General features: G+C 44.5%; 11 protein-coding genes. 8 read left to right on the top strand and 3 right to left on the bottom strand.

What is annotated here, in order from left to right:
* Positions 1 to 12: 12 nt before the first annotated feature.
* Complete coding sequence (gene lpxL, locus A587_RS0107005) at positions 13 to 936, bottom strand: LpxL/LpxP family Kdo(2)-lipid IV(A) lauroyl/palmitoleoyl acyltransferase (protein WP_017216999.1); 924 nt, start codon at positions 934 to 936, stop codon at positions 13 to 15.
* A gap of 105 nt (positions 937 to 1,041) precedes the next feature.
* A complete protein-coding gene (gene tolC, locus A587_RS0107000) occupies positions 1,042 to 2,388 on the bottom strand; it encodes an outer membrane channel protein TolC (protein WP_017216998.1) in 1,347 nt (448 codons plus the stop codon).
* Positions 2,389 to 2,635: 247 nt separating this feature from the next.
* On the opposite strand from tolC, the gene A587_RS0106995 reads away from it, so the two are divergent.
* The 8 genes from A587_RS0106995 to A587_RS0106955 all read left to right on the top strand — a co-directional run bounded on the left by A587_RS0106995 (position 2,636) and on the right by A587_RS0106955 (position 11,296).
* Positions 2,636 to 3,238, top strand: coding sequence for an NUDIX domain-containing protein (locus A587_RS0106995; RefSeq protein ID WP_017216997.1), 603 nt, complete (start codon positions 2,636 to 2,638; stop codon positions 3,236 to 3,238).
* Positions 3,239 to 3,260: 22 nt separating this feature from the next.
* Positions 3,261 to 3,716: a DUF1249 domain-containing protein gene (locus A587_RS0106990; RefSeq protein WP_017216996.1), complete on the top strand. Its 456-nt coding sequence runs from the start codon at positions 3,261 to 3,263 to the stop codon at positions 3,714 to 3,716.
* Entirely contained in the window at positions 3,703 to 4,479 is a 777-nt protein-coding gene (locus tag A587_RS0106985) for a metallophosphoesterase (protein ID WP_017216995.1), read from the top strand. The genes A587_RS0106990 and A587_RS0106985 overlap by 14 nt, the downstream gene beginning before the upstream one ends.
* Positions 4,464 to 5,027 (top strand): YqiA/YcfP family alpha/beta fold hydrolase, encoded by a 564-nt coding sequence (locus A587_RS0106980; protein WP_017216994.1) that lies wholly within the window; start codon positions 4,464 to 4,466, stop codon positions 5,025 to 5,027. Before A587_RS0106985 ends, A587_RS0106980 begins: the two co-directional genes overlap by 16 nt.
* A 77-nt stretch (positions 5,028 to 5,104) precedes the next feature.
* The gene (gene parE / locus A587_RS0106975; RefSeq protein ID WP_017216993.1) at positions 5,105 to 6,994 is read left to right on the top strand and encodes a DNA topoisomerase IV subunit B; all 1,890 of its coding nucleotides are present in this window, start codon (positions 5,105 to 5,107) and stop codon (positions 6,992 to 6,994) included.
* Between the two features lies 1 nt (position 6,995).
* Complete coding sequence (locus A587_RS0106970) at positions 6,996 to 8,105, top strand: PQQ-dependent sugar dehydrogenase (protein ID WP_017216992.1); 1,110 nt, start codon at positions 6,996 to 6,998, stop codon at positions 8,103 to 8,105.
* 8 nt (positions 8,106 to 8,113) lie between these two features.
* On the top strand, positions 8,114 to 10,417 hold the full coding sequence (parC, locus tag A587_RS0106965) for a DNA topoisomerase IV subunit A (RefSeq protein ID WP_017216991.1): 2,304 nt from the start codon (positions 8,114 to 8,116) through the stop codon (positions 10,415 to 10,417).
* A 315-nt stretch (positions 10,418 to 10,732) separates the two neighbouring features.
* Entirely contained in the window at positions 10,733 to 11,296 is a 564-nt protein-coding gene (locus A587_RS0106955; RefSeq protein WP_010607696.1) for a phosphoribosyltransferase, read from the top strand.
* A 58-nt stretch (positions 11,297 to 11,354) separates the two neighbouring features.
* Here A587_RS0106955 and A587_RS0106950 read toward each other — a convergent pair whose 3' ends face one another.
* Positions 11,355 to 12,011 carry a Crp/Fnr family transcriptional regulator gene (locus tag A587_RS0106950; protein ID WP_010607695.1) on the bottom strand — a complete coding sequence of 219 codons (657 nt, stop codon included), beginning with the start codon at positions 12,009 to 12,011 and terminating at the stop codon, positions 11,355 to 11,357.
* Between the last annotated feature and the right edge of the window lie 118 nt (positions 12,012 to 12,129).

Genomic DNA, 12,129 nt, shown 5'->3' with positions numbered 1-12,129 from the left:
AGACTTTAGGCCCTAATAAAACGAAGGTGCCTTTTCATCAGGTCGCGTTTTAAAGCGACGATGCACCCACATATATTGATCTGGCGCACAATTGATTGCTTGTTCCATTCTCTCGTTGACGCGAGTAACATCTGCAAGATCATTGCCACTTGGGAATGATTCTAAAATAGGTTGTACGTCTAAATGATACATCCCTTTTGCATCTCTCGTACAGTGTAAGCTTAAAGTCTCAGCCTTTTTACTCGCAGAAAATAATAAAGTACCAGTTGTAGTTGCAGCATCAGGGACGGCGAAGAAAGGTGCGAACTCGCAGCGCTTGCGGCCATAATCTTGATCAGGCAGGTAATAGCAAACGCGTTTGCTCGAGAGCGTTTTCAATAACCCTTTGACGTCTCGCTTTGTGACTAAATACTCATTTGAGCGCAGTCGCCCACGGGTCATAAAAAACTCCATAAGTGGATTATTGTGTGGACGATAAAAGCCAACACCTTGCACTTTAGTGCCAAGCACTCGGCTTGCCATCTCAAGATGCAACATATGGGGAACCAGCATAAGTACCCCTTTTCCTTGCTTTTGCACGGCTTCAATATGCTCTAATCCCTTAATAGAGCCCACCACTTGATTGATGCGCCACTCTGGCCACCACCATGCCATCCCCGTTTCAAGAGTTGCTATGCCGGTATTTTCCATATTTTTTAGTAGCATAGCTTTGTGTTCTGCTTCACTTAGCTGTGGAAAGCAAAGTTTTAAATTGACATCAGCAATATGACGGCGGCGTTTCATATATTTATGAACTAGACGTCCAAGGCCTCTACCCAGTGTAAATTGAACACCTTGTGGGAGCCATGAGATTAAATACAGGGCGAAAACACCAAGCCAAGTCAGCCAAAATTTAGGTGCTAAGAATGACCATTTGAAAGGTGAGTGAGTAACCAAAGTAATATACCTAAGACTTAATTGAAGCGGCTAGTTTATCTATATTGCTGTAAAAATACAAAAAGCCAGCATAGCTGGCCTTTTCAGAGGTGATAATCGAAGTACTTAGCCTTCAATTAAACCTTGGTTGATTGCTTCAAGATCGGTACGAGATAGTGTACCTGCTGCTTGTTTTAAACGCAGCGACGAAAGTACATAGCGATAACGAATATCAGCTAAGTTACGTTTCGCATTATACAGGTTTTGCGTGCTGACTAGTACGTCCACGATGGTACGAGTACCTACATCAAAGCCCGCTTCAGTTGCTTGTAACGCACTTTCTGCTGAAACAACCGCTTGCTCTAGCGCACGGTAAGTTGCAACGTCTGAAACTACTTGGTTATAAGACGTGATCACCGAGCGCGTCATGTTGCGCATTGCCGCTTCCATATCTTCGCTGCTAGCAACAAAGTTTGCGCGAGCTTGATCGGTCGCCGCAACGGTTTGACCACCAGTATAAATTGGTACGTCTAACGTTAAGCCTACAGAAGTTCTGTCGCTACGTGGCGCATGTTGTCTACCTGCACTGTCAGCTAAAGAATCAGAATAAGTAGCGTTTAAGTTTAGTGTTGGGTAGTGTCCAGCTTTAGCTAAATCAATTTGATCTTTTGCGATGTCTACCGCGGATTTAGCGACTTGAAGGTCTAAGTTCTTCGCTTTTGCAATCTCGATAAAGTCATTCGTATTTTGCGTAGGCTTAACCGTTGAGAAGGTTTCAGTATTTAGCTTGTCTAGTTTAGCGTGATACTTACCCGTAATTGTACGTAATGTTTCACGTGCTGTTTCAACCGCATTACCTGCTATGATTTCGTCTGCAACTGCACGGTCAAATTGCGCTCTTGCTTCATGCACGTCTGTAATTGCAGTCAAACCTACTTCGTAGCGCTGTTTAGTCTGCTCTAGTTGACGTTCTATAGCGCGCTTCTCGGCTTGTACAAACTCTAGGCTATCTAACGCGCTTAGCACATTAAAGTAACCTTCAGCGATACGGACAATCAAAGTTTGCTTTTGCTGCTCATATTGCGTCGATGCTTGCATTGCACGTTTTTCAGCGATCGATAGCCCCTGCCAAGATGCCATATTAAAAATGGTTTGGTTTAGGGAGATTGAACGCTGAAAGGTGTCAGTGTCAGACTCAAACATGGTGTAGCCTGTCGAGTCATTTTGCTGGCTCGATGGACCTTCAGAGTTAACGTCTGTATAACTCATTTGAAAGCCAAGCTGAGGTAGCAATACGCCTAATGCTTGGTCTTGTGCATATTTTTGCGCATCAGCCTGCGCTTTAGCCTTTAATACGGTAGGATCGTTAGCCGTTGCAATGTCGTATACTTGCAGTAGGTCTTCCGCGTGGGACAGGCTGCTTGAAAGTGCGCACGACAACCCAACAACTAATGATAGTAGAGTTTTTTTCATTTTTCGCTCAGTCCTTAGACAATTTTTATACTGTCAGCATGTTACCCTGTTTTTGCGGCCCAATTAAAGACCAAATGCGTAAAACATCGCCAACAAGTGTAACAGAATATATTAATACCACTTGGGTATTGTAAAGTGGAAAAAGTTAAAGGTAAACGACTTCGTTTACTTATTCAGGTATGACCCTACTATAAGGGCGATTGGTTAGCTTTTAAACCGTTGCTATTAAAAAATACAGGATTATTTTATGAAACCTTTGAGTCAGTTCAACAAAGTCGACGTCAATGTTTCTTCAATAGAAACAATCTTCAATGGTTTTTTTACCATTCACAAGTACCAATTTACCCATGCCTTATTTAATGGCGGTGTATCAGAGCTGATAACTCGCGAGATATTAGAGCGTGGTCATGCGGTTGCAATATTGCCGTATGATCCTATTACAGACAGCGTGCTGCTTATTGAGCAAATTAGAATTGGGGCGCTGGCTTCAAAAAATTCCCCTTGGCTTTTGGAGTGCATTGCAGGAATGGCAGAAGGGAGCGAAGATTACGAGTCTGTTGCAAGAAAAGAAGCCAAAGAAGAAGCAGGACTTGAGCTGGATAAGCTCATTTATATGCGCTCTTATTTATCAAGCCCAGGAGGTACAACAGAGCGACTGTATTTGTATTTAGCGCTTGCTGATTTATCTGAAGCGGGTGGGGTTTATGGACTGGCTGAAGAAGGTGAAGATATCAAAGTGCATGTGATGCCACTTGATGAAGCCCTTGCACGTCTTGATAATGAGGAAATCGATAACGCTGCCACTGTTATTAGTCTACAATGGTTGGCATTAAATAAAGCGCGGATATAGAAGCAGTTTAGGAGTCGTATTTTTGTCACAAGTGCTGAGCTCAAAGCAGTATATTCAATCTCTGCCCCGTTACATCACGCTGTGCGAACGTAATTATTTACGGGCGCTAAAATTGCTACCTGAAGAAGTGGTCGGTGAGAGCCGAGTGATTGACTTAGCCTCTGCGCGCTACAGTTTGAGCGTAGCTGGGGTTAGTAAATACACAACGGACATTCATATCGAACAGATGGCGACGATAAGCGCCCATTTGCCACACTTTTCGTTGTCTGTGCGCCTCTACCATGATGCTAAAGTGGCTGAAGTAATTCACCGTGATTATCATCGTCGAATAAAGCCATCTTATGGTTACCCAAATCCTGATATGCACCAAAAAGATGAAAAATATCAAATAAATGCGTTTTTAGCTGATTGGCTTATGGTGTGTTTAGAAAAAGGCCGCGTACATTTAAACTGGGATGTAAACAATGGCTTGGTTTGATCTTGAGCTGCAATTCGATAAAGCGCAAATTCGTATTGGCCATTTTACGGATTGTCATTTGTTTGCCACGCCTTGTGGGGAATACTTTGCGGTAAATACCGCCGCTAACCTTGAACGCACTCTAGCAGCGATGGCAAAAGAGCATTTTGATTGTGTGGTGTTTGGCGGTGATTTAACACAAGATCACAGTGCAGCTTCTTATCATGAGTTTGCCCGTATAGTGAGAGAGAGTGAGTTGCAATGCCCGGTGCTTTGGGTGCCGGGTAACCATGACGAGCTAGCTTTACTCGAAGAAATAAGTGCTGGGCAAATCGTCCGTCATAAATGCATCTCAGGCCCATTTGGCCAGGTGTTACTGTTAAACTCAAAGAGTGAAACACCCGCCGGATGGTGTGCTAAGTCACATTTAGATGCGCTCAAAGACACGCTTAACAACAATATCAACAACAATACGATTGTTTTTGCTCACCACCATCCTAGACCGATTGATGGCTATTTAGATAAACATATGCTCGAAAATGGTCCTGCACTGTTAAACCTGTTGGTAGACTCAGAGCAAGTCTTAGGGCTATTTCATGGTCATGTGCATAATGAATATCAACAACAATTTCGCACTTTACCTATCTACGCTACGCCTGCAACATCAATCCAATTTGATAAGCACACAAAGGACTGGTATCAGTCTGATTTGGGTCCCGCTTATCGTGTCATCGTATTTAGTAAAAGCGCTATAACAACAGAGGTAAAATGGCTCGGAAAGTAGTTTATATTCACGGCTTTAATAGCTCTGAGCTATCCTATAAAGCGACGGCGTTTGGTGAATATATGATGGATAAACAAACGCCATATTTTGTCCCAAAACTACATTATGACCCGAGAGTCGCATTGGCACAGTTGGATAGCGTCATTGATTCTGATACTGTGTTATTAGGTAGCTCGTTAGGCGGCTATTACGCCACCTACTTTTCGCAACATCTTGGTTGTAAAGCGGTGGTGATAAACCCTGCAGTTAGGCCTTTTTCATTATTAAATGACTACCTTGGACCACAATACAATCCTTATCAGGACTGTCATTATGAGCTGCAGTATGAACATATTGATGCGTTAAAATCCATGTATGTCGAGCAGCTGAGTAATCCAGAAAACTTGCTATTATTGCAACAAACGGGCGACGAGGTGCTGCCTTTTGCAGAGGCGGTGCGTTATTATAGTCATTGTCGTCAAATTATTGAGTTTGGTGGGGATCATAGCTTTGTTGAATTTCCACGCTATTTTGACACCATCACCAAATTTTTAACTATCAAAAATTAGAATTTATGCACAAAGCTCTGCTCAAAACTGTATGTTGTGCATATACTAGCGGATAAAAAGATAACTAGAACTAGCCTATGAGTCAGCAAAACTATAATGCCGAAGCTATTGAGGTACTCAATGGCTTAGAGCCAGTTAAGCGCCGTCCTGGCATGTATACCGATACCACAAGACCTAATCATTTAGGCCAAGAGGTTATCGATAACAGTGTCGATGAAGCCTTAGCCGGACATGCCACCAAGATTGACGTGATCTTGCATGAAGACAACTCCTTTGAAGTCATCGATGACGGTCGAGGAATGCCTGTGGACATTCACCCAGAAGAGGGCGTGCCTGGGGTTGAATTGATCCTGACCAAACTCCATGCCGGGGGCAAGTTTTCCAATAAAAACTACCAGTTCTCCGGTGGTCTTCATGGGGTGGGTATATCGGTTGTTAATGCGTTGTCGACTCGGGTCGAAATTACCGTTAAACGCGATGCGCAAATCTATGAAATGGCATTTGAAAACGGCGATAAAGTCGAAGACTTAAGAGTGACCGGCAGCGTTGGTAAGCGTAATACCGGCACCTCAGTACACTTTTGGCCCGACGCGAGTTATTTTGACTCAGCTAACTTCTCAATTACTAAGTTAAACCACTTGCTCAAAGCTAAGGCTGTATTGTGTCCAGGGCTTAGAATTCGTTTTGTAAATAAACAGACGAAAGAAACGCAAGAATGGCACTACGAGGCAGGTCTTGAGGATTACCTAAAAGACAGCGCTGAAGGCTATGAAGTGCTGCCGAAATCTCCATTTACAGGCAGTTTCAGTGGCTCAACCGAAGGGGTCGATTGGGCGCTTCATTGGTTGCCAGAGGGCGGCGAATCTATCGCTGAAAGCTATGTAAACCTAATTCCAACGGCACAAGGTGGGACTCATGTAAATGGGTTACGCCAAGGCTTACTTGAAGCGATGCGAGAGTTTTGTGAATTCAGAAACCTGATCCCGCGTGGCGTTAAACTGACGCCTGATGATGTTTGGGACCGCTGTAGTTATGTCTTGTCGGTTAAAATGCAAGATCCACAATTTGCCGGGCAAACCAAAGAAAAGCTGTCATCACGTTCGTGCGCTACCTTTGTGTCTGGCATTGTCAAAGACGCCTTTAGTTTATGGTTAAACGAACACACCGAAACCGCAGAGTTACTTGCTGAGCTATGTATCAGCAATGCGCAAAAACGTTTGCGTGCTGCGAAAAAAGTGGTTCGTAAAAAAGTCACTTCTGGTCCTGCTTTACCGGGTAAATTAACCGATTGTTCTGGAAGTGAAACCGAACGCTCAGAAATATTTTTGGTGGAAGGGGACTCAGCAGGTGGCTCGGCAAAACAAGCACGAGACCGTGAGTTTCAAGCAATCATGCCACTGCGCGGTAAAATCCTAAATACCTGGGAAGTGGAATCTGGACAGATCTTAGCCTCGCAAGAAGTACATGATATTTCAGTTGCTTTAGGTATTGATCCAGACTCTGAAGATTTATCAGGCCTGCGCTATGGTAAAGTATGTATCCTCGCGGATGCGGATTCTGACGGACTTCACATTGCAACTTTGTTATGCGCACTTTTTGTGAAGCACTTCCCTGAGCTTGTTCGTAAGGGCCATGTTTTTGTTGCCATGCCGCCGCTATTTCGTATTGATGTTGGTAAAGAAGTTTACTACGCCCTTGATGAAGATGAGAAAAAGGGCATATTAGACCGTATCGAGGCTGAAAAGAAACGCGGAAAAGTCAACGTACAACGCTTTAAAGGGTTGGGTGAAATGAACCCGTTGCAATTGCGTGAAACCACCATGGATCCAAATACTAGACGTTTAGTTCAGCTGACATTAGATGAGCCTGAACAAACCCTCGAAATGATGGATATGCTGTTAGCTAAGAAGCGCTCTGGCGACCGTAAAATTTGGCTTGAGCAGCACGGAGATAAGGCAGAGGTTTAACATGAAAATACATAGCAAATTGACCACGGTAGCGACGACACTGGCAGTAGCGTTATTAAGTTCACCTGCACTGGCAAACGATATGCTTTCGCGCCTTTCAGTACCTAAAGGGTATGAGCTGAGCTATTTTGCGAAAGATGTTGAAAATGCGAGACAAATGGCGGTGGGCAAAGATGGCACTGTGTATGTTGGCTCTCGTAAAGCGGGTAAAGTTCACGCACTTATTGACAACAACCGTGATGGCGTAGCCGACAAGAAAATCTTGGTTGCAGAAGGGCTGAATATGCCCTCCGGTATCGCCCTAAAAGACGGTGACTTATATGTTGCTGAAGTTGAGCGTATTGTGCGTTTTAAGCAAATCGCAAAAAACCTCAAGGCACCGGTAAAAGAACTGGTGTTCGATGATTTGCCTGACAAACGCCACCACGGCTGGAAGTACCTAACAGTATCGCCTGAAGGCGAACTGATCATTCCTGTTGGCGTGCCTTGTAATATTTGTGCCGAAGACCCAAAGTTTGGCCGTATATTTTCACTAAATCTTGAGACCAAAAAGCTTTCGACGATTGCTAAAGGCGTGCGTAATTCAGTGGGTTTTGATTATCACCCAGTAACCGGAAAGTTATGGTTTAGCGATAACGGTCGTGACATGATGGGAGATGACATTCCACCATGTGAAATCAATCGTGTTGACGAAATTGGTCAGCATTTTGGCTTCCCGTATGTTCATGGTGGCAGTGTGCTAGACCCTGAATTTGGCGAGGGTAAATCGGTGACTGACTACGCCATGCCAGCACTTGCACTACAAGCGCACGTTGCACCGCTGGGCATTCACTTTTACCGTGGCGAGCAATTTCCAAAGGCAATGAAGCATCAGCTTTTTGTTGCTGAACATGGTTCTTGGAACCGCAGCAAAAAAGTGGGCTATCGAGTAATGCGAGCAAACGTGCAAGATGGCCAAATTAGAGGCTATGAGCCTTTCCTTACCGGCTTTATGGAAAACGAAACAACCTATGGTCGACCAGCCGCAATTGCAGAGCTCGACGACGGTAGCCTGCTCGTTTCCGATGATTACGCCAATGCGATATATCGCATCAGCTACAACAACAAGTAAGGTGTAACATGACAGATCCTCAAGCCTTGTCCTTGCAAGGCATTGAACAACTTCCGATGGGGCGTTTTACTGAAGACGCCTACCTGAACTACTCCATGTATGTGATCATGGATAGGGCGTTGCCGCATATTGGTGACGGCCTGAAGCCTGTACAACGTCGTATTGTATATGCGATGAGTGAGCTGGGCTTATCTGCTCAAGCAAAATACAAAAAATCTGCCCGTACCGTCGGTGACGTATTGGGTAAATATCACCCTCATGGCGACAGTGCTTGTTATGAGGCCATGGTACTCATGGCGCAGCCGTTCTCTTATCGCTATCCGCTGGTGGATGGCCAAGGTAACTGGGGTGCTGCGGATGATCCTAAATCATTTGCTGCGATGCGTTATACCGAGGCGCGTTTATCTAAGTTCTCAGAAGTACTGCTGAAAGAGCTTGGTCAAGGTACGGTTGATTGGACCGCTAACTTTGATGGCACCTTAGATGAGCCGCAAGTGTTACCTGCGCGTTTACCACATATCTTGTTGAATGGGGTGACGGGTATTGCGGTGGGGATGGCAACCGATATTCCGCCACATAACGTACGCGAAGTTGCTGAAGCTTGTTGTTTGTTATTGGATAAGCCTAAAACCGAACTAGAAGAAATTCTAGAATTGGTCAAAGCGCCAGACTATCCAACCGATGCGGAAATCATTACGCCGCAAGAAGAGATCAAAAAGCTTTACACCACAGGTCGTGGCTCAATCAAGATGCGTGCTGTATACACCGAAGAGCAAGGCGAAGTGGTGATCACCGCGTTGCCGCACCAATGTTCGGGTGCCAAGGTGCTAGAGCAGATAGCAGCACAAATGACAGCGAAGAAACTCCCTATGGTGGCGGATTTACGTGACGAATCGGACCATGAAAATCCGACGCGTATCGTCATTGTACCGCGTTCAAATCGAGTTAAGGTCGAGCCATTAATGGCGCACCTATTTGCCACGACGGATCTTGAAAAGAACTACCGTGTTAACATCAATATGATTGGTTTAGACGGGCGTCCACAAGTTAAAGACTTGCGTCAGATTTTATCTGAGTGGTTAGTATTCCGTCGTGAAACGGTGCGTAGACGTTTGCAGTATCGTTTAGACAAAGTACTTGCGCGTTTGCATATTCTTGAAGGTTTGATGATTGCGTTTTTGAATATCGATGAAGTCATCGAAATCATTCGCAACGAAGATAAGCCAAAAGAAGAGTTAATTGCGCGTTTTGGTCTTTCAGATAAGCAGGCCGAAGCGATTCTAGACCTGAAATTACGCCACCTTGCAAAGCTTGAAGAAATGAAGATCCGTGGTGAGCAGGATGAGCTTGAAAAAGAGCGTGATGGACTGGAGAAAACCTTAGGCTCTGAGCGTCGCATGTCGACATTGATGAAAAAAGAAATCCAAGAAGCTGCTGAATTGTATGGCGATGATAGACGCTCACCGGTAGTTGAGCGTGGTGAAGCCAAAGCGCTTAGCGAAAAGGATTTGATCCCATCAGAGTCTGTAACTGTTGTGCTATCTGAGAAAGGCTGGGCGCGTTTTGCGAAGGGCCACGATATCGATGCCGAAGGACTAAGCTACCGCTCAGGTGACAGTTATAAAGCCTCGGCCAAAGGTAAGAGTAATCAGCCTGCGGTGTTCTTAGATACCTCAGGGCGAGCCTTTGCAACCGATGCGCATAGCTTACCTTCAGCTCGGAGTCAGGGCGAGCCGATGACGGGACGCTTTAACTTGGCGTCAGGATGTAACTTTGAACATGTGGTCATGGGCGAAGAGAAATCGACTTATCTGATAGCGACTGATGGTGGTTACGGCTTTATCAGTGACTTTGCGGATATGGTGAGCAAGAACAAAAATGGTAAAGCGTTCGTTAGCGTGCCAAAAGGTGCGCATTTGATGGCACCTATCCAGGTATTTGATGTTGCCACTGATATGTGTATGGCGATTTCCAGCGAAGGCAGAATGCTGCTATTCCCGTTACGTGATCTACCTAAACTTGGTAAAGGTAAGGGAAATAAGATTATCTCTATCCCTAGCGCGAAGGTGCAAAGCCGTGAAGAGTTTGTCAAAGTATTAGCGGTAGTACCTGAAGGCGTTTCTGTTACCTTGCATGCAGGCAAGCGCAAGCTAACCTTGAAGCCAAGTGATTTAGAACACTATTACGGTGAGCGAGGTCGCAGAGGTAATAAGTTACCGCGCGGATTACAGCGTGTAGATAGCTATGATCTGGAGCACAATGGTGTCGAGACACCAGAAGATAATGACGCCAGCGCAGATACCGAAGAATAACCGATACAGGCCGCCCACCGCGGCCTTATTTTTATCTGCTGTAAACCATCGTGAGGTGAACTCGCTCCCACCAAATTAACCACTCCGTGTAGGTGTCTGTTCAACCGGCGATCTTGAACTTTAGAATATGGCGTCCCAAACCAAAAAATGAAAATAAAAAGACACTATTATTGCAGCATTTTATTGCGCTTTACGTTAAAATATTCGGTTATACCAATCACACAAGTGCCTATGGCTTGCAAACAATTGTAATTGGTATCAATTGGCAGCACTTGCTGCTTGTCACCATCACACGGGCTTCCTAACGGGGTATTTATGTCAGATAAGTGCTATATCACAGCGCAACAATTGCTAGAAGATTCATTTCGCTTAGCCGCTAAAGTTTATGAAGACGGGTTTAGACCTGACTTTATTATCGGTATTTGGCGTGGTGGTGCGCCTATTGGTATCGCAGTTCAAGAATACTACGATTACAAAGGTATAGAGACTGATCATATCGCAGTACGTACTTCTTCTTACTATGGCATTGGTAAGCAATCTAAAGAAATCAAAGTACACGGTCTGCATTACATCGTTGAAAATGCAAACGCTGACGATTCATTGCTAATCGTTGATGACGTGTTTGATTCTGGGCGCAGTATTTTTGCGTTGAAAGAAAAGCTTGCAGAACTAATGCGCTTGAACTTGCCTCGCGATATTCGTGTCGCTTGCCCATACTACAAGCCAGCAAACAAAAAAGTACCAATGACACCAGATTACTTTATTCATGAGTCTGACGAGTGGTTGGTATTCCCTCACGAGCTGTCAGGTTTAACGCCGGAAGAATTAGTGGAAGGAAAGTCTGACTTAGCAAATATTAAACACCTATTTGCAAAATAAGCTAATCAGTACTCAAGGGCGAGCAAGTACTCGCCCTAGTTATTCTAAACGCGAAAAATTAAGCTTGCGCGAAGCTATCAACAAAATCCTCAAGCGCGTCAACATCGACTGGCTTTAAGCCTTCACTACTGCGTACTATCAAGCCCTTTTCTACCAATTCACTGACCACCCGACGATATGCACGTTCAGTGGTCGCAAATCTTTCGGCTTCAGCACTTACCGTTGAATAGGCACGAAGTAATGTTGGATTCGAATTCTCGGCACGTAATAAGCAGTCTTTAGCAATGTTGTAGCTCAGCGGCAACAGCAACTTGTCTAAGTTTATCTTTTGGTTTTCAGTAAACTTAGCAGCGATGGTTTGCGCGGTATATAGGCTCAGCTCCGGCTGCTCAAGCAGTAATTTTCGCCAATATTTTAGCTCAATGAGGTGATAGGTTACATCGCTCAAGCAAGTCACGGTATAAATACAAGGCTGATGATTCAGCGCTTCGATTTCGCCAATTAGCGTGTTGTTACAGTCCAGTTGTCCGAGTAATAGACGACGACCGTTACCGACATCATAACTAAAAGACACAGTGCCACTGGTCACCAATATGAGTTTACTCAATGGTTCATCTTGGTGGATCAAGACTTCTTTTTTGCTGTGCTGAAAACTATTACCAGCAAAAGCGAGTAACTGTTCGACCAAATTGGTTGAAAAATGATATTGAAACATCTAGATGGCTCTTCGGACAAATGTCCTATTTATTAAACTATAATGACGTTAGCATGAATTTTTCAGTTTTACGCTAACTCACACCGTTTAAGTAGTATCGGTTTTATCTCAGCGCTGT

The sequence above is a fragment of the Pseudoalteromonas sp. NJ631 genome (assembly GCF_000276645.1).
Taxonomy (GTDB): Bacteria; Pseudomonadota; Gammaproteobacteria; order Enterobacterales; family Alteromonadaceae; genus Pseudoalteromonas; species Pseudoalteromonas piscicida.
Note: the sequence above shows the minus strand (reverse complement) of the source record. Positions and strands in the feature narration are given on the sequence as shown.